The 25797-nt window shown below is 71.9% G+C and carries 23 protein-coding genes; 10 read left to right on the forward strand and 13 right to left on the reverse strand.

The window, feature by feature from the left end:
- The first annotated feature begins 111 nt into the window (after positions 1–111).
- Complete coding sequence (locus ACZYRU_RS22365) at positions 112–2103, forward strand: FHA domain-containing protein (protein WP_488959298.1); 1992 nt, start codon at positions 112–114, stop codon at positions 2101–2103.
- Positions 2104–2116: 13 nt separating this feature from the next.
- Here ACZYRU_RS22365 and ACZYRU_RS22370 read toward each other — a convergent pair whose 3' ends face one another.
- The gene (locus ACZYRU_RS22370; protein ID WP_488959299.1) at positions 2117–2743 is read right to left on the reverse strand and encodes a TetR/AcrR family transcriptional regulator; all 627 of its coding nucleotides are present in this window, start codon (positions 2741–2743) and stop codon (positions 2117–2119) included.
- Between the two features lie 82 nt (positions 2744–2825).
- On the opposite strand from ACZYRU_RS22370, the gene ACZYRU_RS22375 reads away from it, so the two are divergent.
- The 6 genes from ACZYRU_RS22375 (at position 2826) to ACZYRU_RS22400 (ending at position 5900) form a co-directional block, all read left to right on the forward strand.
- Positions 2826–3227, forward strand: a complete 402-nt coding sequence (locus tag ACZYRU_RS22375; protein WP_488959300.1) for a hypothetical protein — start codon at positions 2826–2828, stop codon at positions 3225–3227.
- A 121-nt stretch (positions 3228–3348) separates the two neighbouring features.
- On the forward strand, positions 3349–3636 hold the full coding sequence (gene rpsF / locus ACZYRU_RS22380; protein ID WP_056897082.1) for a 30S ribosomal protein S6: 288 nt from the start codon (positions 3349–3351) through the stop codon (positions 3634–3636).
- A 123-nt stretch (positions 3637–3759) separates the two neighbouring features.
- Entirely contained in the window at positions 3760–4332 is a 573-nt protein-coding gene (locus ACZYRU_RS22385) for a single-stranded DNA-binding protein (RefSeq protein ID WP_488959301.1), read from the forward strand.
- 71 nt (positions 4333–4403) lie between these two features.
- Positions 4404–4640, forward strand: coding sequence for a 30S ribosomal protein S18 (rpsR, locus tag ACZYRU_RS22390; protein WP_141796553.1), 237 nt, complete (start codon positions 4404–4406; stop codon positions 4638–4640).
- A 28-nt stretch (positions 4641–4668) separates the two neighbouring features.
- On the forward strand, positions 4669–5115 hold the full coding sequence (gene rplI, locus ACZYRU_RS22395) for a 50S ribosomal protein L9 (RefSeq protein WP_488959302.1): 447 nt from the start codon (positions 4669–4671) through the stop codon (positions 5113–5115).
- Positions 5116–5258: 143 nt separating this feature from the next.
- Complete coding sequence (locus tag ACZYRU_RS22400) at positions 5259–5900, forward strand: DUF3558 domain-containing protein (protein ID WP_488959303.1); 642 nt, start codon at positions 5259–5261, stop codon at positions 5898–5900.
- Here ACZYRU_RS22400 and ACZYRU_RS22405 read toward each other — a convergent pair.
- The 6 genes from ACZYRU_RS22405 to ACZYRU_RS22430 form a co-directional block, all read right to left on the reverse strand.
- Positions 5890–6453 (reverse strand): hypothetical protein, encoded by a 564-nt coding sequence (locus tag ACZYRU_RS22405; RefSeq protein ID WP_488959304.1) that lies wholly within the window; start codon positions 6451–6453, stop codon positions 5890–5892. The two genes, ACZYRU_RS22400 and ACZYRU_RS22405, sit on opposite strands and share 11 nt — an antisense overlap.
- Positions 6454–6517: 64 nt before the next feature.
- Complete coding sequence (locus ACZYRU_RS22410) at positions 6518–7432, reverse strand: alpha/beta fold hydrolase (RefSeq protein ID WP_488959305.1); 915 nt, start codon at positions 7430–7432, stop codon at positions 6518–6520.
- 10 nt (positions 7433–7442) lie between these two features.
- Entirely contained in the window at positions 7443–8627 is a 1185-nt protein-coding gene (locus tag ACZYRU_RS22415) for an aromatic ring-hydroxylating oxygenase subunit alpha (RefSeq protein ID WP_488959306.1), read from the reverse strand.
- Between the two features lie 19 nt (positions 8628–8646).
- The gene (locus ACZYRU_RS22420) at positions 8647–10500 is read right to left on the reverse strand and encodes a dipeptide ABC transporter ATP-binding protein (RefSeq protein WP_488959307.1); all 1854 of its coding nucleotides are present in this window, start codon (positions 10498–10500) and stop codon (positions 8647–8649) included.
- Positions 10500–11366 (reverse strand): ABC transporter permease, encoded by an 867-nt coding sequence (locus tag ACZYRU_RS22425; protein WP_488959308.1) that lies wholly within the window; start codon positions 11364–11366, stop codon positions 10500–10502. Before ACZYRU_RS22425 ends, ACZYRU_RS22420 begins: the two co-directional genes overlap by 1 nt.
- A gap of 9 nt (positions 11367–11375) precedes the next feature.
- Positions 11376–12332 (reverse strand): ABC transporter permease, encoded by a 957-nt coding sequence (locus tag ACZYRU_RS22430; protein ID WP_488959309.1) that lies wholly within the window; start codon positions 12330–12332, stop codon positions 11376–11378.
- Between the two features lie 267 nt (positions 12333–12599).
- Here ACZYRU_RS22430 and ACZYRU_RS22435 point away from each other — a divergent pair, with 267 nt between their 5' ends.
- A complete protein-coding gene (locus tag ACZYRU_RS22435) occupies positions 12600–13910 on the forward strand; it encodes an NAD(P)/FAD-dependent oxidoreductase (RefSeq protein WP_488959310.1) in 1311 nt (436 codons plus the stop codon).
- A gap of 9 nt (positions 13911–13919) precedes the next feature.
- Here the strand turns inward: ACZYRU_RS22435 and ACZYRU_RS22440 are convergent, their stop codons facing one another.
- From ACZYRU_RS22440 to ACZYRU_RS22460, 5 genes are read right to left on the reverse strand one after another with little or no spacing between them, the layout of a single operon-like run.
- A complete protein-coding gene (locus tag ACZYRU_RS22440; protein WP_488959311.1) occupies positions 13920–15185 on the reverse strand; it encodes a PucR family transcriptional regulator in 1266 nt (421 codons plus the stop codon).
- 48 nt (positions 15186–15233) lie between these two features.
- On the reverse strand, positions 15234–16517 hold the full coding sequence (locus tag ACZYRU_RS22445; RefSeq protein ID WP_488959312.1) for an NAD(P)/FAD-dependent oxidoreductase: 1284 nt from the start codon (positions 16515–16517) through the stop codon (positions 15234–15236).
- A gap of 37 nt (positions 16518–16554) precedes the next feature.
- A complete protein-coding gene (locus ACZYRU_RS22450; protein WP_488959313.1) occupies positions 16555–18498 on the reverse strand; it encodes a S9 family peptidase in 1944 nt (647 codons plus the stop codon).
- A complete protein-coding gene (locus ACZYRU_RS22455; RefSeq protein WP_488959314.1) occupies positions 18491–19390 on the reverse strand; it encodes an alpha/beta fold hydrolase in 900 nt (299 codons plus the stop codon). Before ACZYRU_RS22455 ends, ACZYRU_RS22450 begins: the two co-directional genes overlap by 8 nt.
- 1 nt (position 19391) lies before the next feature.
- Positions 19392–20645, reverse strand: coding sequence for a M24 family metallopeptidase (locus tag ACZYRU_RS22460; protein ID WP_488959315.1), 1254 nt, complete (start codon positions 20643–20645; stop codon positions 19392–19394).
- Positions 20646–20886: 241 nt separating this feature from the next.
- Between ACZYRU_RS22460 and ACZYRU_RS22465 the strand changes: the two genes are divergently transcribed.
- The gene (locus tag ACZYRU_RS22465; protein ID WP_488959316.1) at positions 20887–22473 is read left to right on the forward strand and encodes an ABC transporter substrate-binding protein; all 1587 of its coding nucleotides are present in this window, start codon (positions 20887–20889) and stop codon (positions 22471–22473) included.
- A 24-nt stretch (positions 22474–22497) separates the two neighbouring features.
- Here ACZYRU_RS22465 and ACZYRU_RS22470 read toward each other — a convergent pair whose 3' ends face one another.
- Positions 22498–23853, reverse strand: a complete 1356-nt coding sequence (locus ACZYRU_RS22470) for an MATE family efflux transporter (RefSeq protein ID WP_488959317.1) — start codon at positions 23851–23853, stop codon at positions 22498–22500.
- Positions 23854–24444: 591 nt separating this feature from the next.
- Here ACZYRU_RS22470 and dnaB point away from each other — a divergent pair.
- On the forward strand, positions 24445–25734 hold the full coding sequence (dnaB, locus tag ACZYRU_RS22475; RefSeq protein WP_488959376.1) for a replicative DNA helicase: 1290 nt from the start codon (positions 24445–24447) through the stop codon (positions 25732–25734).
- Positions 25735–25797: the final 63 nt, after the last annotated feature.

Here is a 25797-nt window from a genome sequence, read left to right on the forward strand (position 1 = left end):
TCGACCGGGAGGGACACCGCTGTCCCGGCATGTCCCCTCCTTGTCCCGTGGCTGTCCCCACTTGGCCCGGAATGCTCGTCGTGCGCGCGCGAGGGCACTAACGTCCCTCGCGTGACCACCCTCCATGTCTCCGCGGGCGGCCGGACCTGGTCGTTCGAGGAGCCGCGCGTCGTCAGCATCGGACGCGACACCGGCTCCGACATCGTCCTCACGGCGCCGTCCGCCTCCCGCCAGCACGCCCAGCTGCGCTCGGACGGCTCCGGCTGGGTGCTCGTCGACACCGGCTCGAGCGGCGGCACGTTCCTCAACGGCAACCGCGTGACCGAGGTGCGGCTCTCCGGCGCGACCACCGTCCGCTTCGGTGGGGTCAACGGCGAGGAGGTCGTGCTCACGCCGGCCACCGCGGCCCGGCCCGCGGCCCCCGACCCGGCGACGCTGCCACCCGCCGGTCTCGCCCAGACCATGCTGCCCGGCGTCGGCCCGGCCGGTCCCGGCTACGTCAGCGGCCCGGGGCTGCTGGTGCGCGTCGGCGGTACGTCGAAGCGGTTCCCCCCGGGGGTCGTGGTCCGGATCGGCCGCGACCCGGGCAGCGAGGTCGTCGTGGACGACCCGTCGGTCTCGCGGCTGCACGGCGTGGTCGAGGGCCGTCCCGACGGCTGGTGGTACGTCGACCGGTCGACCGCCGGCACCTTCCTCGAGGAGGACCGGGTCACCCAGCGCAAGCTCGAGGACCCGACCACCCTGATGCTCGGCCACCCCACCGCGGGCGCCGAGGTCGAGGTCGTCCCGATCGTCGCGACGGGCGTCGCGCAGAAGTCGATCGCCAAGAAGAAGCGCAAGCGCACCGCCGCCCTCGTCGGCGGGATCGTCGCGGCACTGGTGCTGGTCGGCGGTGGCGTCGCGGCGGCCGTGCTGCTGGGCGGCGACGACTCGGGCAAGGGCGACGGCCCCACCGAGGCGGCCGGCCTCAGCACCAAGGCGCTCGACCGCGCCAAGCTCGCGAGCGTGCTCATCATCGCCGTCGACGACAGCGGCGAGCCGATCTACACCGGCTCCGGCACGATCATCAGCGAGGACGGGCTGATCCTCACCAACGCCCACGTCGGCAAGCCGAGTGCGCCCGGCCAGCAGGGCGGCGAGGAGGACCCGGCCGGGCTCCTGGTGGCCCTCACCTCCGCCGAGGACGACAAGCCGGCTGCGCCGTCGTACTCCGCCGAGGCGATCGTCGCCGACGGGGTCCTCGACCTCGCGGTCCTCAAGATCACCGCGGACGCCGACGGCAAGAAGATCGACGACAAGGACCTGGACCTGCCGCCGCCGGTCCCGGTCGGCGACAGCGACGACCTGCGCACCGGTGACGAGCTCACCGCCCTCGGGTTCCCGGCGGTCGCCCACGTCGCGTCCGACGACGGCCTCGACCGGGCCCTGACCGTCACCCGCGGCGTCGTGTCCACCTTCCTCAAGGAGGCCGCGGTCCCCGGCAACCGGGCCTGGATCGACAGCGACATCCGGATCGGCTCCGGGAACTCCGGCGGTGCCTCGATCAACGACGACGGCGAGCTGGTCGGCATCAACAGCGCGGTCGTCACCGAGTCCACCGTCGGCGACAGCGGCGAGGGCGGCGCGTTCACCGGCGGCTCCGCGCGGATCCGGCCGGTCAACCTGAGCTCGGACATCGTCGAGATCGCCAAGAAGGGCGGCGACCCGGACTACGTGTCGCCGTACCTCGACGACGTGCCGGAGCCCCCGGCCGACCCGATGGGCCAGGCCACCGCCTCCCCCGCGGGCTGGTCCGTCGACGGCAACAGCGACTGCTCGACCACCAGCACGCTCGACGACCCGCAGGTGCTCAGCGGCGTGACCCTCCCGGCCACCCTGTATGCGCACTTCGCCGTCACCGGGCTGCCCGACGGGACGCCGTTCACGATCGAGCTCTACAACCCCCAGGGTGAGCTGCTCGGCTCCCTCGACGGCTCGTGGGACCTCGGCTCGGACGACGTCTGCGCGTCGGTGTCGCTCGACGTGCCCGAGGGCCTGGCCGGCGCGATCGCGGTGCTCGTCATCGACAAGACCCAGGTCCAGGACCCGGTGCTGTTCGGGTAGCTCCCGCGAGCTCTCAGCGGGCGGTCCGGCGCAGCTTGCGCCGGACCGCTGCGCGTTCCAGGGGGCCGAGGTCCTCGACCAGGGTGAGGACGGCGGCGAGCTGCTCGAGCGCGGCGAAGGCGTCCGCGGCGCCGCGGGGATCGACGCCGTCGTACAGCTCGAGCCCGACGAACGAGGCACCGACCGCCCGCGCCAGACCGGGTACGTCGACCAGGTCGGCCAGACCCGTCCGCTCGGTCACGCGGCGCAGGACGCCCTCGACCTCCACGATCCACAGGTCGAGCCCGCGTCGGGTGGCGTCCGCCAGTGCCGGGTGCGACGAGGCGCCCGCCAGCAGCTGGCCGAGGAGCCCGACGTTCCCGGCCGCCTGCTCGATGGCGTGCACGGTGCGCGCGACCGCGACCAGCTCGGCGAACCCGGTGACCCGCTCGAGGGCTTCCCGGTGGGCGGCGACCCGCCGCTCCGCACCGTGCACGCAGGCCGCCGCGAGCAGCTCGTCGACCGAGCCGAAGTGGTAGAAGACCAGCGCCTGGTTGACCCCTGCCTCGGTGGCGATGGAGCGCGCCGAGGCCTTCGCGATCCCCTGCTCGCCGACGACGCGCAGGGTCGCGTCCAGCAGCTTGTCGCGGGTCGTGGTCACGGGCCGATCCTGCCGGGTCTTGAGCGTCCGCTCAATCCGTGCCATGTTTTGAGCGAGTGCTCAACTGGGAGGAGGTCAGCGGATGAACACACCGGGACTCGGTGGGTACGTGATCGCCTGGCTGGTCAGCGCGGCACTCTTCCCGCTCGGCCTGATCGTCGGGGTGCCGGAGAACTCGCCCCTCCAGGCCCTCGCCGGATGGGTGCTCTACTTCCCCTTCGTCGTGGTGATCTCCGTGCCCTTCGCCGCTGTGGGGATCCTGGTGGTGCATCTCGCGTGTCGGCGGATCCCTCACCAGTGGGTCCACGTCCTTGCGGCGGGGCTCGCCGGTGCCGCGGTCGTGCTGATGATCCGTACTCCGGGGGGCGACCTGTTCGCGCCGGTCGTCGTCCTGCCCCTGTCCACGGCTGCGGGACGGCTGTGCGTGGTGCCGCTCGTCCGGCGCCGCCGTCGCGATTCGGCCCACTCCCCCGTGCGCTGTTAACCTCTCCTGTCCGGTGCCACTGGCGCCGTACCGTCTGCTGGGCCGAACCAGCCAGACAAGCAAGGCCCTCCTGCCGTGGAAAGTCCACGGCCGCCTGAGTCCAGAGGAGGTGGAGACCGCTTTGCGCAACTATGAAGTCGTGGTCATCCTCGACCCGAGCCTCGACGAGCGGACGGTCCAGCCGTCGCTCGACAAGTACCTGAACGTCGTCCGCAATGACGGCGGCACCGTCGACAACGTCGACGTGTGGGGCAAGCGTCGCCTGGCGTACGAGATCAAGAAGAACGCCGAGGGCATCTACGCGATCATCAAGCTGACCGCCGCTCCGGCGACCGTCGACGAGCTCGACCGCCAGCTGACCCTCAACGAGTCCGTCCTGCGGACGAAGGTCCTGCGACCCACCGTCTGAGGTAGCAAGGACCCCCTGCCTGTGGATGCCGGCTGTTCAATGTCGGCACCACCGGACACCATGGGGTCCGTTGCCCGGGACTGACCCGGGCGGGCCACTCGAACCCACGCACAGGAGACCACCATGGCTGGCGACACCGTCATCACCGTCATCGGCAACCTCACCGACGACCCGGAGCTTCGCTTCACCCCGTCGGGCGCGGCTGTCGCCAACTTCACGGTGGCCTCGACGCCGCGTTCCTTCGACCGTCAGAGCAACGAGTGGAAGGACGGGGACACCCTGTTCCTCCGCTGCTCGGTCTGGCGCCAGGTCGCGGAGAACGTCGCCGAGTCCCTCCAGAAGGGCATGCGCGTCGTCGTGCAGGGCCGTCTGGTGTCGCGCTCCTACGAGACCCGCGAGGGCGAGAAGCGCACCGTCAACGAGCTGCAGGTCGACGAGATCGGCCCGTCGCTCACCTGGGCGACCGCCAAGGTCACCCGTGCGAGCCGCTCCGGCGGTGGCGGCGGGTACGGCGGCGGCCAGGGTGGCGGCAACCAGGGTGGCGGCGGCGGCCGTCCCGCGGGTCAGGACCCGTGGGGCAGCGCCCCGTCCGGTGGCGGCAACCAGGGTGGCGGTTCCAACTACGGGGGCGGCGCCCCGGCCAACGACCCGTGGGCCGCGCCGGGTGTCTCGTCCAACGACGAGCCCCCGTTCTGACCAGCATCACAAACCAACCATTCCGGCCGCTTTCTGACTGACGCGGCCGGGCTCTGAGGAGGAGCACCACAATGGCGAAGGCAGTCGTCCGCAAGCCTAAGAAGAAGGTTTGCCAGTTCTGCAAGGAGAAGGCCACCGGTGTCGACTACAAGGACACCGCCCTTCTGAAGAAGTTCATCTCCGACCGCGGCAAGATCCGCGCCCGTCGGGTGACCGGCAACTGCGTCCAGCATCAGCGGGACGTCGCGATCGCGGTGAAGAACGCCCGCGAGGTCGCGCTGCTGCCCTACACCTCCGCCGGTCGCTGAGCAGAGTCAGAGAAGGAGAGCTGAACTCATGAAGATCATCCTGACCCAGGAGGTCGAGAACCTCGGCGCTGCCGGTGACGTGGTCGAGGTCAAGGACGGCTACGGCCGCAACTACCTCATCCCCCGCGGCTTCGGCATCCGGTGGACCCGGGGCGCCCAGGCGCAGGCCGACTCGATCAAGGCCGCTCGCTCGGCCCGTGCCGTCCGCGACGAGGCCCACGCTGCTGAGCTGAAGGCCAAGCTCGAGGGCTCGCCCGTCGACGTCAAGGTCAAGGCCGGCCAGGGCGGCCGTCTGTTCGGTGCGGTCACCCCCGCCGACATCGCCGCCGCGCTCGGCGAGGCCGCCGGCGAGGCGATCGACAAGCGGACCATCGTCCTCGGCAACCCGATCAAGTCGCTGGGCAACCACGCGGTGTCGGTCAAGCTGCACGACGAGGTGTCCGCCGCGGTGGCCCTCAACGTCATCCCGGCCTGACGCAGCGTCTCGATACGCAGATCGTTCGTTCCTCACGATCTGCACTCGACGACCAACAACGGCGTGGCCGGTCCCCTCGGGACCGGCCACGCCGTTAGTTTTGGGGCCACTCCTTCCTTCCCCGAGACCCAGGAGCTTCCCCCATGCGTGTACGACGGCTGGCGCCTGCCGCCCTCCTGCTGCTGAGCCCGGTCCTCGCGGCCTGCGGCGACGACGAGCCCGACGCGACCGACACCCCCACCGACGCGTCCAGCGCGACCGGGGCGTCGACGCCCACCGAGGCGACCAGCGCCCCCACCACGGCGCCGACCGCGCCGTCGAGCACCGCGGCTGCCGGCCTGCCGATGGCCTGCGACGTGGTCACCGCCGACGACCTGGCCGAGGCGTACGGCATGTCCTTCGGCACCGCCGAGGTCGGCGGTGGCGGCACCAGCGAGGGCAACCTCGAGTGGTCCAGCGACAACTGCTCCTTCGAGGCCGCGGGCCTCGCCGAGGTGACGGTCAAGGTGACCGGCCCCGAGGACTTCACCAAGGGCGCCTTCGGCTGCCCCCAGCCGCGCGACAACGACGGCGTGGTCGACCCGGCCGACGACATCGCCGGAGCCACCCAGGGCTGGTGGAAGGTGAGCAACCCGCCGGACTTCGAGGGCGAGCTGCGTGCCTGCACGCCCACCGTGCTGCTGCAGATCGACCTCGACTACGAGGACGGCGTCGAGTACGAGGGTGACCCGCTCAACCAGTCGGTCGGGCTGGCCGAGAAGGTGCTGGCCGCGATCAAGGGCTGACGTCCTCGTCGGAGGGCGTGGGCACCGGCACGCCGGCCCACGCCCGGGCGCCGTACACCAGGCACAGCACGAACATCGACAGCTGCGCGAGGGCGTTGACGGCGACCGCGGGCGTCTCGAGCCAGTCCAGGCCACCGCCGATGACGAGCACCGGCGCGATCGCGCTGGCGAAGAAGCCGAGGCCGGTCCACTGCAGCACGCCGGTGGGCGTGCTGTAGCTGTCGGCGCGCGCCAGCCGGGAGAGCTCCAGGCAGACCAGGCCGCAGTAGAGCATCGCCGGCAGTCCGACGGCCCACTGCACCGCGTCCTCGGCATCGGCGGCCCAGTCGGCCCCGGCCGGCACCCAGGTCAGCGCGGCGGCCGCGATCGTGACGAGGCCGAGGACCCACAGCAGTCCGATGCGCTCCAGGTCGGTACGCCGACCGATCACGTGGACGGCGAGCAGGGTGAGCAGCCAGCCGAGCGGGCCGGGGAGCAGGTCCCAGCCGTCGCTCATCAGGTTGAGGGCGACCAGGACGAGGCCGAACGCGAAGACGTGCAGCGGCTTGTTCATCGCGACCCGCTCCTGTGCAGCACGAAGGGGAGCGTAGCCGCTGGGCGTGGTCTCGGGAGGCCGGCTACGTCGACAGGCGCGCGGGGCCGGGATCGTCGGAGACCAGCCAGCGCAGGACGTCGACCTCGTAGTCGCGCAGCAGGTGTCCGGCTGCGGGGATCTTGACCAGCCGTCCGTGCCCCAGCGCGCGCCGGTACGCGTCACCGTGAGTGGCGGGAACCTGGACGTCGTCGAGCCCGTAGAGCAGCAGGGTCTCGGCAGTCACCGCACCGAGGTCGAAGTCCCAGGCGTGGTGGAAGAGCGCCAGGTCGTCGCGGATCCAGCCCTCGGTGCCCTGCCGGGTCGACTCGCGGTGGCGGGCCTGGTCCTCGGCGCGGACGTCACCGCGGCCGAGCACCTCGACGTCCGACGGTGCGAGCAGGTCGACGCCGTCGACGGTGGACGGCGTGTCAGCGAGCACGTCGTCGAGGAAGCCGCGGAGCGACGTCTCCCCGGCGCGGGCGCAGGCGATCTCGTGGCGGGTGGTGGCGTGCATGCCGGCGGCGGGGTCGAAACCGGGCAGCTCGTCGGGGCCGATGCCGGAGGTGAGGCACAGGCGGCGTACGCGCTCGCCGAGCAGCGCCGCGGCGGCCGCCGCGTGTGGTGCGCCGCCGGATCGTCCCAGCAGCGCGAAGGTGTCGAGGCCGAGCTGGTCGGCCACGCCGCGCGTCCACGCTGCGGCGTCGACGACCCGCCGTCCGGCGGACCCGATCGAGCGTCCGTAGCCGGGGCGCTCGATGGTGACGACCCGGATCCCGAGGGCCTGCGGCGCGTCCCACCCGCCGGGCACGGACAGTCCGGAGCCGGGGGTCTCGTGGTGGAACACCACGACGTCGCCGTCGAGGGGACCCCACTCGCGGACCCGAAGCAGGTTCCCGGCGCCGTCGTCGAGGTCGTGCTGCCGCGTCACGGGGACGTGCGGCTGATCGGTGACTGTCATCGCTGGATGCCTAGAGACCGGCCGACCCCAGCATGCGGGCATACGAGTAGTAGAAGCCGGCGACGGAGGTCTCGTCGAGGCTCAGCGGCCCCGGCTCGAAGCCGGTGGACTGCACGCCTCGCTGCACCGATCGGCACAGCTCCCAGTCCTGCCGGTTGGTCTGGTCCCAGACGCGCAGCAGGTCGTCGAGCTCGTAGTCGACACCGGCTTCGGCATCCGGGTGCACCAGCCACTGCACCCGCACCTGGGTGGTCCGCACGTCTACTGGCACGTCCGTGACCACGACGCCGTAGTCGGGGGAGAAGACGGCGGCGAAGCCCGGCTTCAGGTGCACCGATGCGGTGTACGGCGAGGCGCCGTCCGCGAACGCGCCGAGGGGACGGCGGCTCGCCGGCTGTCCGGTCATCGTCAGCGAGACGGCACCCTCCTTGAGCGGGAAGCGACCGCACTGCATGCGGCGGTCGTCGGCGAAGGCGCGCTCGGGGACCAGCGTGGTGGAGGTGAAGCTCGCGTTGTCGAAGGTCCGGATGAACTCGGGGTGGTTCGCGTTGCAGTGGTAGCACTCCTGTGAGTTCTCCCAGACCAGCTTCCAGTTCGCGGCGACGTCGTAGGTCTCGGTGTGCGCGATCCTCGCGGCAGCGATGTCGTACGGCTGCATCAGCTCGAACGGTTCGTCGAGCAGGTTCGCGAGGTCCTCGGTCGGACCGGCGCTGAAGTTCACGAACACGAGGCCGTGCCACACCGCCGTGTGCAGTCGCTTCAGCGGGTAGGCGGCCTTGTCGAAGTCCTCGGGCATCCGCGGTGCTCCCCGCAGCGTGCCGTCGTGGTCGTAGGACCACTGGTGGTACGGGCACACCAGCTTGCGGCGATTGCCGCAGGGCTCGTCGACGAGACGGGCCCCGCGGTGGCGACACACGTTGAGCAGACCGTTGATCTCGCCGTTGCGGCCCCGGACGACGATGCCGGACTCGTCGCCGACCTCGACGGTGATGAAGTCCCCGGCCGCGGGGAGCTGCGAGACGTGCCCTGCATAGAGCCACTGCCGTCCGAAGATCCCGGCCATCTCCCCGGCGAACAGGTCGTCGTCCGTGTACAGGTCGCCCGGGAGGGCGAGTCCACGGTCGAGGTGGCTCACGACGCGCTCGCTGACCGACTGCGTCGTGCTCGCCGGGCCGCTCGTCTGGAGGTTCGACATGCTGGGTTCCTTCCGTTGCTCAGGTGGTCGGCAGCACCGGACGACGCGCCGCGCGGCCGTCCTGGTGCTGCCCGGGGATCGAGGCGATCAGGGAGCGTGTGTAGTCGTCGCCCGGCTCGTCGAGGACCTGGTCCGTCGGCCCGGCCTCGACCATCCGGCCGTGGTTGAGCACGATGACCCGCTCGGTCATCTGGCGGACCACGGCGAGGTCGTGGGTGATGAAGAGCATCGCCATGCCGAGCTCGGTGCGGATCGAGCGCAGCAGCTCGAGCACCTGGGCCTGGACCGAGACGTCGAGCGCGGCGACGGGCTCGTCGCAGATCAGCAGCCGGGGCCGCAGGCAGATCGCCCGGGCGATCGAGACGCGTTGCCGCTCGCCCCCGGACATGCCGGCCGGCAGCCGGGTCGCGTACGACGCCGGCAGGTTGACGGTGTCGAGGGCGTGGGTGATCTCGGCGTCGACGTCGGTGGCGTCGCCGCGGACCTCGATCGCCTCCCGCAGCGTGCGGCCGACGGTGAGCGACGGGTTCAGCGACGCGTACGGGTCCTGGAAGACCACCTGGACGGTCCGCCGGACGGCCCGCGCCTGGCCGCGGCTCAGCCGCCGGTAGTCGGTGATGTCGATGCCGTCGAGGTGGACGGTGCCGCGGTCGGGGCGGACCAACCCGAGCACGGAGCGTGCGATCGTCGTCTTGCCCGAGCCGGACTCACCGACGAGGCCGACGGACTCGCCGGGAGCGACCTCCAGGTCGACCCCGGCCAACGCGACGTGGGTGTGCGCGGGGCCGACCAGGGCGGCGGTGCGGAAGGTCTTCTCCAGGCCTCGGACCGCCAGCAGCGGCGTGTCCGGGATCGCCCGATCCGGACGTCGCTGCTCGGACCGGTCGTCGGCCAGCTTCCGGGCGATGTCGGTCCCGATGACCTCGATCCGGCGGCACCGGGTCGCCCGCGGTCCGGTCTGGACCAGGGGAGGGGGCCCGTCGTCGCACACCGGGGAGGCCCAGGCACAGCGTGCGCTGAAGGCGCACTGGTGAGCAACTGCGTCCGGGGCCGGTACGGCGCCCGGGAGTGCGCTCAGGTCGGGCGTCCAGTGCGCGACCGACGGTTCCGCGGCCATCAGCCCGGCGGTGTAGGGGTGCCGGGGCTCGTCGCGCAGCTCGGCTGCGGGACCGCGTTCGACGATCGAGCCGGCGTACATCACCATCACGGTGTCGCAGGTGTCGAACGCGACCCGGAGGTCGTGGGTGATCAGGATCAGCGACATCGACCGTTGCTCGCGCAGCCGGCCGAGGAGATCCAGCACCTCGGCCTGGGTGCGCACGTCGAGCGCGGTGGTGGGCTCGTCGGCGATCAGCAGGTCGGGATTGGCGGCGAGTGCGGCGGCGATGGCGACCCGCTGCCGCATCCCGCCCGAGAGCTGGAAGGGGTGCTTGTGCGCGATCGTGGGGTCGATGCCGACCTCGCTCAGCCGCCGCTCGACCTCGACGCGTACCTGGGGACGGCGTAGGCGGCCGGGCGGCCGCAGGCTCTCCGCGATGGTGGCGCCGACGGTCTGCAGCGGGTTCAGCATCGTGAACGGGTCCTGGAGCAGCAGCGCCACCTCGGCTCCGCGCAGGCGACGCAGCTCCCGCTCGCCGAGGCCGTCGATCCGACGGCCGTCGAGCTCGACCTCGCCCTCGGTCCGGGTGCCGCGGGGGAGCAGTCCGAGCAGCGCCTTCATCAGCATCGACTTGCCGCTGCCGGACTCGCCGACGACCCCGAGCGTCTCGCCGCGGGCGAGGGCGAAGTCGACGTCGCGGACGAGCGACCTCGCCGTCGTACCGCTGCCGGCGGCGACGCTGACGCCGCGCGCGGCGAGGAGGGGCGATCCCATCAGCTCTCCTTGATCGTGACGCGGTCGAAGAGCCAGTCGCCGACGAGCGTGGCGCTCGCGGCGACTGCCACGAGCAGCACGGCCGGCGCCATCGACATGGCCGGGTTGACCAGCAGCAGGTTCTGGCCGTCGGCGAGGATCGTCCCCCAGTCGGCGGCGCCGTCGTCGACGCCGATCCCCAGGAACGCGAGGGCGGAGAACCCGACCAGGGACGCGGCGAAGTCGAGCAGGAAGGTGCTGACCAGGGTCGGCCGGATGTTCGGCAGGACGTGGCGGGTCAGCACCGTGAAGGTGGAGAGCCCGAGGGTGCGGGCGGCGTCGACGTACGGCAGCCGGGCCTGGACGATGGTCACACTGCGGTAGATGCGGACGTCGCCGGGGAACGACAGGAACGCCAGGACCAGGATCGTCATCGCGTAGCTCGAGCTGACCAGCCCGACGACGACGATGGCGATGAGCAGGGCCGGCAGGCTGTAGAGCAGGTCGGCGGTGCGTGCGATCGCGCTGTCCACCCGCCCGCCGAGGTAGCCGGCGGCCATCCCGAGCGCCAGCCCGACGACGGTGACGATCAGTGCGACCGCGAGCGGCCCGACCAGGGCGCTGCGGGCGCCGACCACGAGCCGGGAGGCGATGTCGCGGCCGAGCTGGTCGGTGCCGAGGAGGTGGCCACCGCCCGGCGGCTGCGAGCTCAGCAGCGGGTCCTGTGCGTTCGGGTCGTGCGGCGCGACGGCGCCGCCGAGGACGGCGGTGAGGACGACCACGGCAAGCACTGCGACAGCGAGGATGACGAGGAACGTCGGCCGCCGGGCCGACCTCGCCCGCGGAGGTGCTCCGAGGAGGACCGGATCGCTGGGTTGGGTGTCCACGGACCTCTCCTAGCTCTCGGACGGGTAGAGGGTGCGGGGATCGATCCACATCGCGAGCAGGTCGACGACGAGCGTCACCGCCACGACGAAGAGCGCGAACAGGAGCGTGATGCCCTGGACCATCGGGACGTCGGTGTCCTCGACGGCGGAGACCATGAGCTGCCCCAGGCCCTCGATCGAGAAGACGCTCTCGACGAGGATCGTGCCGCCGATCAGGTAGATCAGGAGCAGGCCGGAGATCGTCACGATGGGCACCGACACGTTGCGGAGCGCGTAGCCGACCAGGATGCGGCGGGAGGACAGGCCGCGCGCCCGGGCGAAGGTGACGAAGTCCTGGTCCATGATCTCCAACGTCACCGCGCGGGTCTGTCGTACGACGATCGCCGCCATGGTCGCGGCGAGCGCGACAGCGGGCAGGGCGAGGTGGCGAAGCCGGTCGAGGACGCCGCTGCCGCCGGCGCCGAAGGCGGGGAACCAGCCGAGGTAGACCCCGAAGACGTAGAGCAGGAAGATGCCGGTCGCGAAGACCGGCGCACTGAGCCCGACCACGGACGTGGTCGTGATCGCGCGGTCGAGCACGGAGCCACGCCGGATCCCGGCGAGCATGCCGAGCGGGATGCCGATCACGAGGACCAGCAGCATCGCCAGGAAGGTGAGCTCGAGTGTGACCGGCAGCCGATCGGCGATGGCTCCGGCGACCGACGCATCGGTCTTGATCGAGCGGCCGAAGTCGAGGTGGAGGGCGTTCTCCAGCCATGCCCAGTAGCGCACCAGCAGCGGGTCGTCGAGGTGGTACGTCTCGCGGACCTGCTGGACCTGGGCCTCGGTCGCGGGGCGCCCGCCGAGCACGGTGGCGACGAACGATCCCTTGGAGAGCGACTGGAGGCTGAACACCAGGAAGCTGACCGTCAGGAGCAGGAAGGCGGAGAACGCCAGACGCTTCCCGAGGAACACCAGACCCTGCACGGCCGTCCCCTCCCCTCGTCGTCGAGGCCACCGGTGTGGCCGCCGTCACGCCATCGTAGGAACGGGTCCGGGAGCTGCGCGAAGGACGAACGTTGGGAATGCGGAGCGTCAGCCTGCGACATGTGTCGGACGGGCTCGCCCCTGGCCGCGGCAGGTTGCACGAATGACGGAGAGGGGCCGGCGATTTCTGCGTGGTTGTCGATCCCGCTGGGTCGATGGGGGCGATCAGGGTGGACTCCTCACCCCTTCACGAGGCAGGAGCCCATCGTGCACATCCAGGCGGATGCCGTCGTCATCGGTGCGGGCGTCGTCGGTGCGTCCATCGCGCTCGAGCTCCAGCGCGCCGGGAGCGAGGTCGTGGTCGTCGACAAGGCCGGCGGCATCGGCCACGGCTCGACCAGCTCGTCGAGCGGCGTCGTGCGGTTCCACTACTCCACCCACGCGGGCGTCGCCACGTCCTGGGAAGCCGTGCACGGCTGGCTCGACTGGGCCGGTCACCTGGGGTACGTCGACCCGGCCGGCCTCGCCCGGTTCCAGCGGACCGGGATGCTGGTCCTGGAGGTCGTGCCCGGCGACTCGCGCGGGACGACCGAGCTCTTCGACACGGTCGGCGTGCCCTGGGAACGGTGGGACACGGCTGCGATCGTGGAGCACCTGCCCGACGTCGACCCCGGTGCGTTCGGTCCACCGGCCCGACCGGGGAGCGATGAGTTCTTCCGGGACGCGCACGGGACCCTCAGCGGGACCTTCACACCGGACGCCGGGTACGTCTCCGACCCCCAGCTCGCCGCGCAGAACCTGGGAGTTGCTGCCCGGCACCACGGTGCCCGGTTCCTGTTGCGCAACACCGTCGAGCGGATCGAGGCAACCGGGCCGCGGCGCTGGCAGGTCACCACGTCGGAGGGCCGGGTCATCGCGGCGGACGTCGTGGTCAACGCGGGCGGCCCGTGGTCGAGCAGGCTGAACGCACTGGCCGGCGTCGGCGGCGACTTCTCGGTCGTCTCCCGTCCCCTGCGCCAGGAGGTCCACCAGGTGCCGGCGCCGCCCGGCCTGCGCCAGCGCAACGGGGCGCCGCCCGTCTCCATCGCCGATCCCGACCTCGGCATCTACCTGCGCAGTGCGGGAGCGGAAGGCCTCCTGGTCGGCGGGATGGAGCCGGAGTGCGACCCCCTCGAGTGGATCGACGACCCCGACCAGGCCGACCTGCGGGCGACACCCTCGGCCTTCGAGGCACAGGTGATGCGGGCGGCCCGCCGGCTGCCCGAGCTGACCGTGCCGAACCGGCCGTCCGGCCTGGCAGGCGTGTACGACGCCACCGACGACTGGACCCCCATCTACGACAAGACCGACGTTCCGGGCTTCTACGTCGCGATGGGCACCAGCGGCAACCAGTTCAAGAACGCACCGGTCGTCGGGCACCTGATGGCCGAGCTGATCCGGGCCGTCGAGGGCGGTGCCCCCCACGACGAGGCTCCGGTCCAGGTGCGGATGCCCCGCACGGGCAGCGTGATCGACCTGGCGGCGTACTCACGCCTGCGCGAGGTGGACCCGGACGCGCCTGCCACCGTGATGGGGTGACGGGTCCGGTCAGAGCGTCGCGGCGTCGCCCGCGTCCCCGGCCGGGGAGCTGGCGTGCCAGGTCGCCTGACCGGTCAGGTGCGCCAGCTTCAGCCCGAGGTGCAGGGCGAGCCGGTCCTCGCCGTCGGACAGCGACATCCCGCTGATCTCCTCGATCCGCGACAGCCGGTAGTACAGGGTCGCGCGGTGGATCTGCAGTCGCCGGGCACTCTCCTGGACGTTGCCGGCGGCGCCGAGGTACGTCTCGAGGGTCTGCACCAGCCACTGGTCGGTGGCGACCTCGAACAGTGCCCGGAGGCCCGGCGGGATCCCGATCTCGCCGATGTCCTCGACCGGCAGCTGGTGCAGGAGGCCGTAGATGCCGAGCCGCTCCCAGGAGGCCACCGGCCCGTAGCCGTCGATCTTGCGGCACACGGTGACCACGCCGAGCGCCTTCTCGAAGGACCGCTTCGCCTCGCGCACGTGCGACGCGACCGGACCGATGCCGACGACGACCTGCGCCTCGGCGCCGGGCTGGTCCGCGCTGAGCTGGCGGTGGATCTCCTCGCCGAGCTCGGTGATCCGGGCGACCGGGTCGTCGTGGGGGCGGAAGGCGACCAGCAGGTAGGCCCGGCCGGGAGGACGTACGGCGACCAGGGCCCGGACCTGCTTCATCCTGCGGGCGGCGCGGCGCACCGTGGTCTCGAACGCGAGCTCGTCGGCGTCGGTGTCGACGTCGGCCTGCGTGAAGGGAGAGGTGACGACCACGACCCGGCAGGCGAGCGGGCCGGTGAGGCCGACCGCATCGAGGTCGGCCTGGGTGACCGGCCGGTCGGCAGGGTCCTCGCCGACCAGGTCGAGGACGATCTGCTGCTCGCGGGCACGGCCGAGGTCGTCGAGCAGCCGGCTCTGGTACAGGATCTCGCCGGCGGCGGCGGCCGCCTCGACGCTGGCCTCGATCTCCTCCGCGGTGAGCGACTCGTCGTCGTCGATGAGCCAGAGGTAGCCCAGCAGCAGACCCTGCCAGCGGATCGGGACGCACAACCGACCGAGCATCCTCAGGTCGGCGCGTCCGGGCACCCGCAGCGGCGAGGTCGCCGTGCGCAGGCCGAGGCTGAAGACGTAGTCGGCGATCTCCTGGCCCGCCCGCAGGGTCATGATCGAGTGCACGCGGTGCTCGTCGACCTGCTCGTCGTGCGCGGTGTGCGCGAGCAGGCGGATGGCGGGATCGTCGATCGCCACGGCACGGTTCAGCTGCTCGGCCAGCCCCTCGATCACCGTCTGCAGTTCACGCACCGTGCACTCCCGGTCGTCGCGCCAGGATCCCAGCCTATCGCCGGGTCCTCAGGCCTGCATGGCGTCGGCGATGAAGCCTTCGCCGGCGGCGACGAACTCCTGCCCGACCGCCTCGGCGTCGGGGTAGTCGTCGGGCGCGAACCGGTCGAGGCGGTAGGCAGACGGGTCGCACAGCGGTTCGTCGCTCCCGGTGACGAGGTCGGCGACCAGCCGGCCCAGACCGGGGGCGTGCGACACCCCCGACTCGTTGTCACCGCCCACTGCCCACAGACCTGCGCAGGTCGGGACCGGGCCGAGGAAGAACTGGCGGTCGACGGTGTAGACCGGCATGCCCTGGATCGTCCGGATCACCTTCGCACCGGCGAGCGCGGGGAAGACCTCTGCAACCCGGCTCACGTCGGCGGTCATCTCGGTGACGAGCTGCTCGTAGCCGCGCTCCCCGGGCCGGTGGGACAGCCACCGGTCGCCGAGCCGGTGCGCGGGCGCGCCACCGGGCGTCGTACCCCAGGTGAAGCCGCCCTCCGACTCCCGGATCCACAACGGGAAGTCCTTGCCCTGCAGCGTGGGCATCGTGGGGGCCAGTCCGACGTCCTCGGTGACGAACCGGGTGGCGACGAACGGCAGCAGCGGTAGGCGCCAGTCCACCTGCGCGAGCAGGTCGTTGAGCCAGGCGCCGACCGCGAGCACGGCGCAGTCGGTCTCGAGGACGCTCGTCGACGTCCCTCCGTCCGGCACCTCGGCCTCCAGCTCCACCCCTTCGAGCCGCCCGCCGACGTGGCGCAGCGACGTGACCCGCGTGCGGGTGCGGATCTCGATGCCCGCCTCGGCTGCCCGTCCGGCGAGGTGCTCGAGGAGCAGGCGGGTCTCGAGCTGGATGCCCTGCGGCATGAAGACGCCGCCGGCGATCCGGTCAGGGTCGACGGCTCCCGAGGTCATCTCGGCGATCTCGGCCGGGGACACGATGCGGGTGTCGGCAGCAGCCTGCGGGTGGCCGAGCATGACGGGTACGGCGGCGTCGTACGACGCGGTCGTGCTGAAGAAGACGATGTTGCCGTTGTTGCGGTACCTGATCTCGGCGCCGGTGCGGGCGATCGCGTTGTAGAAGTCCAGGGAGTGCCGGCCGATGGCCCGACCGCCCGCACCGAGGTGCGGCAGCACCGCGGACCAGTTCGCGACGAAGCCCGCGCCGGCCGGCGTGGTGCCGTCGCCGACCTCTCCGGCGTCGACGACGACGACCGGGCGGTCGGTGGCCGCGCGCAGGTGGAGCGCGGTGCACAGGCCGATGACGCCCGCACCGACCACGACGATCGGGCTCTGCGTGTCCGTGTTCAAGGGTTCCTCCGAAGGGGTGGGTGAGGAGCCGGCAGGCTCAGAGATGGGTGTCGAACCAGGCGATCATGCGGGCCAGCTGGTCGACGAGGGCACGTTCTCCGCGCACGCCGTGACCCTCCTCCGGATAGATCGCCAGCGCTGTCGGTACCCCGGCCCGCCGCAGCGCGGAGTGGAGCAGCTGGGCCTGGAAGGCCGGTGTCGCCAGGTCGAGCGCGCCGGCCGTCAGGAGCACGGGCGTCCGGATCCGCTCGGCATGGGCGACAGGGTTGCGGCGCGCGTAGTTCGAGTCGGGGTCGAACGGGTCTCCGCCGACGAAGTCCAGGTCGAACTCCGGCAGGTTGCTGGTGAGGTGCTGGGAGACGAAGTCGGTGACCGGCGACCTGGCGACGGAGGCGCGGAAGACGTCCGTGCACGCCGGGGCCCAGGCGGCCATGAACCCGCCGTAGCTGTTCCCGGTGATCCCGACCCGGCCCGGATCGACCACTCCCTCGGCCACCAGTGCCTCGACGGCGGTGGTGAGGTCGTCGACGTCACGGCCGCCCATGTCGCCGACGACGGCCTCGATGAACGCCTGACCACGACCGGTGCTGCCGCGCGGGTTGGGCCGCAGCACCGCGTAGCCGCGAGCGACCAGCAGGGCCGTGTGCAGGTCACGTGCCAGCCAGCCGTCGTGCCACGCCGCGACCGGGCCACCGTGCACGTGCACGACGAGCGGGAACGGCCCCGGACCCTCCGGAAGGGTGAGCAGGCCGCCGATCTCCCAGCCGTCCCTCGAGGTCCACCGGTACGGCGCCGTGTGGCCCGTGATCGCCCGCAGGTGGCCGGTGCCCGTGCTCTCGGTCGTCAGCACCCGCGTCGTCGTGCCGTCGACCGTCGTCGCCACCGCAGGGGGGAGGTCGTGGCTCTCGAGGACGGTCACCAGCACCCCGCCCGCGGTGAGCCCACCGAGCTCCGGCTGGTGACGGCCCGAGGTCGCGCCCGTGGCGAGCAGCTCGGTCCAGGTCGGCTCGCCGTCGTCGGCCGTGCCCTGCAGGTCGAGGACTGCGAACACGGTCTGCTGCCCACGGGTCCCCGCGCACAGGAGCCGGTCGTCGTCGATCCAGCGCAGGTCGGTGACGTCGGTTCCTCCGGTGGCGCAGCGGACCGGGCCGGCCGGCGTACCGACGAGGAGGTCGCCGGCCAGCAGACCGCGGTCGCTGGCCCGGCCGGTCAGGACCGCCCAACGACGCCCACCGGGGGATCCGGCCGGGCGGGCGACCTGGCGGTGGGGTCGATGGAGGTCGGTCGAGGTGCCGTCGGGGGCGACGGCGACCAGGCGGGCGCCGTACCAGGCGCCCTCGCCGGGCGCCTCGCTGACGACGGCGATCACGGTGTCGCCGTACCAGTCCGCCTCCCAGGCGTTGAGCTCCGGCGCGAGCGCGACGGTCTCGGCGGTGTCGATCCGCCAGGTGTGCAGCACGCGGCGGCCCTGGTCGGGTGCGGGGAGCACGCGTGGACGCCAGGAGTCGTCGGTGTCTCCGGCGCTCACGGTGCCGGACCCGTGGACGTCGGACAGCTCCGCGCCGAACCGGGCGACCACGAGCAGCAACCGTCTCCCGTCACGCGACCAGGCCACCGACTCGACCGCACCGCCCACGAACGGCGAGGTCGCGACCAGCTCGAGTCGCCGGCCTGTCCCCGACCGACCGACCCGGAAGACCTGCGCGGCCGGCACGCCGCCCCGGTCCACCACGACGGCGAGGTGCTCGCCGGACGGTGACCACCGCGGACCCGACACGGGCGGGTCGTCGGGATCGAGGACCTCGAGGTCCGGCAGCCGGCCCAGCACTAACCGCGCCGCGGTGGGACCGGTTGCGTCGGCTCGGACCTGAGCCAGGCAGGCGACCTGGTCGCTGGCCGGGTGGACGTCGAGCGCGGAGAGGTCGACCAGGCCGGCCTGGCGGATCCGCGCGAGGTGGTCGGCGACCCAGGCCTCAGTCACCCGGCACCTGCTCGGTCCGGGCGGCGAGCCACGCGAGCGCAGCGCGCTCGCTGTCACGCAGCCAATGGCCTTTCCCCGGCAGGACCACGAGGCGCCCGTGCCCGATGGCATCCAGGTACGCCGACCCGTGGTGGGCGGGGACGAGGACGTCGGCGCCGCCGTACAGCAGGAGCACGTCGGCGGAGATGTCGGACAGTCGGATGCCCCAGGGGCGGGCGAAGAACGCGAGGTCGTCCTCGAGCCAGCCCTCGATGCCGCCGCCGGCGACCTCGGCCGCCTCGAGGGCCTCCTCTGCCTGGACGTCGGGCCGGGACAGGACCTCGGCGTCGGAGGGTGGGAGGCGGTCGATCCAGGCGCCGAGCGGGTCCTCCTGCCCGAGAAGCGTCTCGACGAAGGCGCGCAGGTCGGCGTACCCGGCCCGGGCGTGGCCGACCTCCTCGACCGTCTCGGGCACCATCTCGTGGAGCTCGTCGAAGCCGGGGTGGCCCACGGGTCCGAGGCCCACGTCGATGCACACCCGGGTCACCCGGTCACCGAGCACTGCGGCGGTCGCTGCGGCGTGCGGTCCGCCGCCGGACGTGCCCGTCACGGCGAACCGGTCGATGCCCAGGGCGTCCGCGATCGCGGCACACCAGCCCGCGGCGTCGCTGACCGTGCGGCCGGGCTGGTTGCCGGACCGGCCGTAGCCGGGCCGGTCGAAGGAGACCAGGCGGATGTCGTCGGGCAGGCCCGCCCAACCGCCCGGCAGTGCGACGTGGGAGCTGGGGGTGCCGTGGTGGAAGAGCACGGCTGGTGCGTCGGGCGGTCCGAAGGCACGGACGAAGACCCGCACGCCGGGGGCCACCTCGACCCGGTGCTCGGTGTGCGGGGGCAGCGTGGTCGACGACGTCACCTCAGGCTCCGACCACGTGCAGGGTCTGCGGGACCTGGGACAGCACGCGGGGGCCGGCCTCCTCGAACACGACGAGGTCGACGAGCGCCACCACGTTCCACGACTCGAAGTTCGTCACTGCACCCGCCTGGATGACGTCCTCGAGATCGCGGTCGGCCACGGAGTACACGAACTCGTTGACCCAGTCGGCCGGCGGCACGGTGATGCCCATCTCGTAGCCCGCGGCACCGCCCTCGACGCCCGTCGCCGCGTAGTAGTCGCGCAGCGCGTCGACCAGCCGCTGCCACGGCGTACCGACCCGGCCGACCTCGCGGAGCACCTCGTAGGCCCCGGCGGCGACAGCGGTGAGGGCGTGCAGCTCCTCGGGGGCCGAGCCGATGACGTACGGGCGAGTGGCCCGGGCGTGGTAGCCGAGGTACGAGCACGCCGCGTCCGCGTGGAAAACCTCGCCCGCGTTGAGCGGGCGGCGCGAGCTCAGCCGGTGGAGGTTCGGCATCAGCGGCCCCGCCGCGACGGTCTCGTGGAGCGCCGCGGGCTCGCCGCCCGCCGCGACCACGGCCGACATGTAGACGGACCACGCCTCGAGCTCGGTCATGCCCGCTCGCACGTGGTCGGCGATGGCCAGCAACCCGGCGTCGCAGGCGGCCTGCGCCTTCTCCATCGCGGCGACCTCGGCGGCGCTCTTGACGTGCCGCAGGCGCCGCACGGGCAGGGTGATGTCGACGACGCGGTGCCCCGCCGCCTCGAGAGCAGCCTGGATCCGCTGGACGACGGCCGGGCTGGGCAGGCAGCTCCACAGCTCGAGGCCGACCGTGGTCCCGCTGCTGCTGGTGGTGGCGAGCTGGGCGACGAGGAAGGCGACGTAGCCGTCCAGGTCCTCCTCGCTGTAGATGTCGTTGGGGAGCGCGCGGACGTCGGTGACCATCGAGGAGGACCGGACCAGGTCCGCGTGGTAGCCGGAGTCGATGACGAAGAGCTCGTCCGACGCGCCGACGACCGTGCACTGGCCCGGGGGCATCCGCGTCGATGTGTGCTGGCGGTACCAACGCGAGCGGTAGCCGTGCAGCCAGGCCTGGGTGTCGGGCGCGGAGATGACGGCGATCGCGACGTCCGCGTCCGCCATCGCGGCCCGGAAGCGGACCTGGCGGGCGGCGTACTCCGCGGTGGGGAACGCACGCTCGACGTACGGCGCCCCGCAGTGCTCGCGCTCGTAGACCTCGACGAACCGGTTCAGGTCCTGTGCCGACAACGCCATCGTCCGTCCTCTCGTGGTGGGGTTCGGCACGAGTCTGGCGAGGAGACCGCCGGCGGTGACAGCACGAATCGTAGGAAGCCGCCCCCGCGGCGGTGCGACATATGGCGAGGTGCTCGAGAACCACCCGTCCGTCACATGTTCAGGCCGACCGCCCGCCACTTGCGACGTTCGACTCTGCCGCGTGCCCGCGAGCGAGGTGGACGATCATCGGGATCTCACGGCACCGATCCCAGGAGGGACCATGCACCGTCCGTCGCGCACCGTGCACCTGGCACTGCTCACGACGCTCGTCCTCGCCGGCGCCGCCTGCTCGCCCGCGGCAGACTCGAAGGACGACAAGGCGACCACCAGCACGATCCCCAGCTTCGTCTACGGGGTGGAGGCGATCGCCGGGACGCTGGACGTCGCCGGCAACTACAACTCGGCGGACATGGCGATCATGGGCCTGGTCACCGAGCCGCTGGAGATCCCCAACCTGGACGGGACCTTCACCCCGGTGCTCGCCGAGTCCGTCGAGCAGCCGGACACCACGACGACGGTGTACCACCTCAAGGACGGCATCAGCTTCTCCGACGGCTCGCCCCTCACCTCGGCCGACGTCGTGTGGACGATCGACCACCTCCGCGGCGACACCACGCAGACCGGCTCCGAGTTCACCGACATCGCCGACGTCGTGGCCACCGACGAGCACACCGTGACCGTCACCTACAAGGTGCCCAACAACGCCGCCCGCGGCTCCCTCGCCCTGGTGTCCTTCATCCAGCAGGACGAGTACGCCGCCGCCCAGGGCGACAAGTTCGGCACCAGCGAGGCACCGCCGATCGGGACCGGCCCGTACACGATCGACACCTACACCTCGAGCGAGATCACCCTGGACCGCAACCCCGGGTACGCCGGCGACAAGCCGGCACCCGACGCGATCAAGGTCGTGCCGATCAAGGACGACACCACCGCACAGCTGGCGATGCGCTCGGGCGAGCTGGACAGCTTCGCCCTGCTCGACGTGAAGACATCGAAGACCTGGAAGTCGGTGCCGGGCGCGCGGCTCTACTCCTCGCCGACCCTCTACCTCGACTACGTCGCCATGGACACCTCGACGGGGCCGTTCTCCGACCTCCACGTCCGCCGTGCCGTCGCCTACGCCACCGACGTGAAGGGCCTGCTCGAGGCCAACTACGGCGACCAGGCGCAGCCGGCGAAGGCGCTGACGCCCTCCCAGATCATCGACCGGATGGCACCGGACGGTGCGGCCGCCGACGATCTCGCGGCCGGCCTCGGCGCCTTCACCCTGGACCTCGACAAGGCCAGGGCCGAGCTGGCCCGGTCGGCGTACCCGGACGGATTCACGACGGAGTACGAGTACTACTCCCCACCGGGGAAGATCGTCGGGCTGAGCCTGGCTCAGAACCTGGCGAAGATCGGCATCACGCTCAAGCTCAAGTCCCGGCGGCTCAACGACTACATCGGCGACCTCTTCGTCGGGAAGGTGCCCGCCATCGGGTTCACCAGCATCGCGGCGATCGTGCCCGACCCGAGCTCCTGGTACCTGTACCTGCTGGGCAAGGACAACCCCTACAACGCGGCGCGGTTCTCCACCCCGGCGACCGAGGAGGCGCTCCAGGTGATCGACGCGAGCGACGACCCGACCGCCCGGTGGGAGGCGATGAGGACGGTCGTGTCGACCATGGCGGACGACCTGCCGTACGTGCAGCTCGCCCAGCCGAGCTTCGTCCTCGCCGTCGCCGACGGCGCCACCTTCGTCACCGAGCCCGACTTCATCCAGATGACCAGCGGCGCGTGGGTGCACGCGTTGAGGTCGACGAAGTAGTCGGCGCGTTCGGCTCGGCTCGGCTCAGGCCGAGGTCGGGGTGGTTCCGGTGACCAGCCAGGCGTCCCCGCGCGAGCGGTGGACGAGGGTGAGCAGCCGGCCACCCATGAAGACGGCGCAGAACACGGCCCAGAGCCAGGGGAGCCCGGCGCCCAGCGCACTCGTCAGCAGCACGAGCGGAGCGTAGCCCGCGAGGACGATCACACCCGCGCGGGCCAGGTAGCGGCCATCGCCCGCGCCGATCAGCACCCCGTCGAGGACGAACACCACGCCGGCGACCGGCTGGGCGAGGGCGGCGACGAGCAGCACCGGGACCAGGGCGTCCCGCACGCCTTCGTCCGGGGTGAACAGGGCGCCGAGCCACGGACTGGTGGCGGCGAGCAGCAGGCCGGTGACGACCCCGCTGACGATCCCCCACCCGACCATCCGGCTGGTGACCGCGCGCGTCGCGCCGACGTCGCCGGCGCCGAGGAAGCGTCCGGTGATCGCCTGGGCGGCGATCGCGACGGCGTCCAGCACGAAGGCCAGGAAGCCCCACAGGGTCATCGCCAGCTGGTGGGCGGCGACGGGGACGGCGGTGCTGCTCGTCCCGCTGGCGGTCAGCACCACGGCGTACGTCGTCACCAGGAGCGAGGCGCGCAGGGTCAGGGTCCGCACGATGAGCGGTACGCCGGCCCGCGCCGCCGCCCGCACGCCGGGCAGGTGCGGGCGCAGCGTGGCGCCCTCGGCGCGTGCCGACCGGACCACGACCAGCACCAGCGCGACCGCCATCGCGGTCTGGGCGAGCACCGACCCCAGGGCCGAGCCGGCGATGCCGAGGCGCGGGGCCGGGCCGGCGCCGTACACCAGGGCGATGTTCAGCGCGAGGTTGGCGAGGTTGCCGGCGACGGCGACGACGAGCGGTGTACGCGTGTCCTGGAGGCCGCGCAGCACCCCGGTACCGGCCAGGATCAGCAGCAGTGGGGCGAGGCCGAGGGCGGCGACGCGGAGGTACGTCGTGGCCGGTTCGACCACGTCCGGCGACGCGCCGAACACGGCGACGAGCGGGTCGGCGGCCAGCGCGGTGACCAGCGTGGCGGGCAGGCCGATGAGCACGGCGAGCCACAGTCCGTCGAGGCCCTGGGCGAGCGCGGCGTCGCGGTGGCCGGCGCCGATCTGGCGGGCGACCCCGGCGGTGGTGCCGTACGCCAGGAAGATGCACAGGCCCACGACCGTGGTGACGACGGTGCCCGCGATGCCGAGGCCGGCCAGTTCCGGGGTGCCGAGGTGGCCGACGACGGCCGCGTCGCCGAGCAGGAAGAGCGGCTCCGCGACCAGGGCGAGGAAGGCCGGGAACGCAAGCCGGGCGATCTCGCGGTCGAGGGCGCGAGGGCTGCTCACCGCACGCTTCCCGCGGCAGCCTCGTGGGGCGCCTCACTCACCGGTGGATAAGTGGGGTCCCGCTGTGGAAACACGGGTCCCGGCGTGGTAGTCGGGAGCGGCACCGTGGCAGACCCGTTCCGACCGACCGGTGGCCAGAAGGTGAACGGGATCACACCCGAGTTTTTTGTCCTCCACAACCCGCGAAAGGAGTCTGCGCAGGTCAGAGGCCTGTTGGGTCGGGCCGACCGCACCTTCTCCACAGCTTCCTCCCCACCCCGTGCACATGATGTCCGCGTGTCGTCCACGGCCGACCCCGAGTTATCCCCAACCCTTGTGGACAGGCCACTTCCGGCGCCCCCCGTCGGCCCCGTAGGTTGCCGCACCGGTGGTCCTCGCGGGCCACCGCCCGACGATTGTGTCGGACCCGGTCGGCACGCTGGGCACCGGACGACCCGCGCAGACTCGATCACCAGGAAGGGGGCCAGGACCGTGAGCCTCACGGACGACCCCCCGGCCTGGACCGCCGAGCCGCCGGAGGCGTACGGAGACGGCCCCGCGCCCTACCAGCCCGGAGAGGCCCCGACCGGCGGCCGCACGCCTCCGCAGGACATGGCGGCCGAGCAGTCCGTGCTCGGCGCGATGCTGATCTCCAAGGACGCCATCGCCGACGTCGTCGAGGTCATCCGCGGGGTCGACTACTACCGTCCGGCCCACGAGGAGATCCACGAGGCGATCCTCGACCTCTACAGCCGCGGCGAGCCCGCCGACATGGTGACCGTCGCCGGCGAGCTGCAGCGGCGCGGCCAGCTGCAGAAGATCGGCGGCGCGCCGTACCTCCACACCCTCGCGGCCAACGTGCCGATCGCCGCCAACGCCGGCTTCTACGCCGAGATCGTCTACGAGAAGGCGATCCTGCGGCGCCTGGTCAACGCCGGCACCAAGATCGTCCAGATCAGCTATGCGGGCGAGGGCGAGGTCGAGGGCATCGTCAACGAGGCCCAGTCCGAGATCTACAAGGTCACCGACCGCAACAAGTCGGAGGACTACGCGCCGCTGTCCGACATCATGGACGGCGTCCTCGACGAGATCGAGGCGATGGAGAACCGCGAGGCCGGCATCTACGGCGTGCCGACCGGCTTCGCCGACTTCGACGAGCTCACCAACGGCTTCCACGCCGGCCAGATGATCGTCGTCGCGGCCCGACCCGCGATGGGCAAGTCCACGCTGGCGCTCGACTTCTGCCGCGCGGCCGCCATCCACAACAACCTCACCGCCTGCTTCTTCAGCCTCGAGATGACGCGCGGCGAGATCGTGATGCGCCTGCTCTCGGCCGAGGCTCGGATCCCGCTCAACCACATCCGCAACGGCAAGATGTCGCCCGAGGAGTGGGACCGCCTGGCCCGCCACGTCGCCAAGGTCTCCGCCGCGCCGATGTTCATCGACGACTCCCCCAACATGACGATGACCGAGATCCGCGCCAAGGCCCGCCGGCTCAAGCAGAAGCACGACCTCAAGCTGATGGTCATCGACTACCTCCAGCTGATGAGCTCGGGCAAGAAGGTCGAGTCCCGCCAGCTCGAGGTCTCGGAGTTCTCCCGCCAGATCAAGCTGATCGCCAAGGAGCTCGAGATCCCGGTCATCGCGCTCTCCCAGCTCAACCGTGGCCCCGAGCAGCGCGCCGACAAGCGCCCCGCCGTCAGCGACCTGCGCGAGTCCGGCTCGATCGAGCAGGACGCCGACATGGTCGTCCTGCTCCACCGCGACGACGTCTACGAGAAGGAGTCGACCCGCCCCGGCGAGGCCGACCTGATCGTCGCCAAGCACCGCAACGGCGCGACCCGCGACATCGTGGTGGCCTTCCAGGGTCACTACAGCCGGTTCGTCGACATGGCGCACTGACGCTGCGAATGTCGATGACAGATGAGATCTCGCCGCTTCGTTTCAATTCGCTGCGCCTTGTGA

Source organism: Nocardioides sp. F233 (assembly GCF_057813895.1).

Bases quoted from the DNA above. Each gene is read 5' to 3' on its own strand.
- ACZYRU_RS22375 (WP_488959300.1), top strand. From the start codon at position 2,826: ATGAACACACCGGGACTCGGTGGGTACGTGATCGCCTGGCTGGTCAGC.
- ACZYRU_RS22385 (WP_488959301.1), top strand. From the start codon at position 3,760: ATGGCTGGCGACACCGTCATCACCGTCATCGGCAACCTCACCGACGAC.
- rpsR (WP_141796553.1), top strand. From the start codon at position 4,404: ATGGCGAAGGCAGTCGTCCGCAAGCCTAAGAAGAAGGTTTGCCAGTTC.
- rplI (WP_488959302.1), top strand. From the start codon at position 4,669: ATGAAGATCATCCTGACCCAGGAGGTCGAGAACCTCGGCGCTGCCGGT.
- ACZYRU_RS22400 (WP_488959303.1), top strand. From the start codon at position 5,259: ATGCGTGTACGACGGCTGGCGCCTGCCGCCCTCCTGCTGCTGAGCCCG.
- ACZYRU_RS22405 (WP_488959304.1), bottom strand. From the start codon at position 6,453: ATGAACAAGCCGCTGCACGTCTTCGCGTTCGGCCTCGTCCTGGTCGCC.
- ACZYRU_RS22410 (WP_488959305.1), bottom strand. From the start codon at position 7,432: ATGACAGTCACCGATCAGCCGCACGTCCCCGTGACGCGGCAGCACGAC.
- ACZYRU_RS22415 (WP_488959306.1), bottom strand. From the start codon at position 8,627: ATGTCGAACCTCCAGACGAGCGGCCCGGCGAGCACGACGCAGTCGGTC.
- ACZYRU_RS22420 (WP_488959307.1), bottom strand. From the start codon at position 10,500: ATGGGATCGCCCCTCCTCGCCGCGCGCGGCGTCAGCGTCGCCGCCGGC.
- ACZYRU_RS22460 (WP_488959315.1), bottom strand. From the start codon at position 20,645: ATGGCGTTGTCGGCACAGGACCTGAACCGGTTCGTCGAGGTCTACGAG.
- ACZYRU_RS22465 (WP_488959316.1), top strand. From the start codon at position 20,887: ATGCACCGTCCGTCGCGCACCGTGCACCTGGCACTGCTCACGACGCTC.
- dnaB (WP_488959376.1), top strand. From the start codon at position 24,445: ATGGCGGCCGAGCAGTCCGTGCTCGGCGCGATGCTGATCTCCAAGGAC.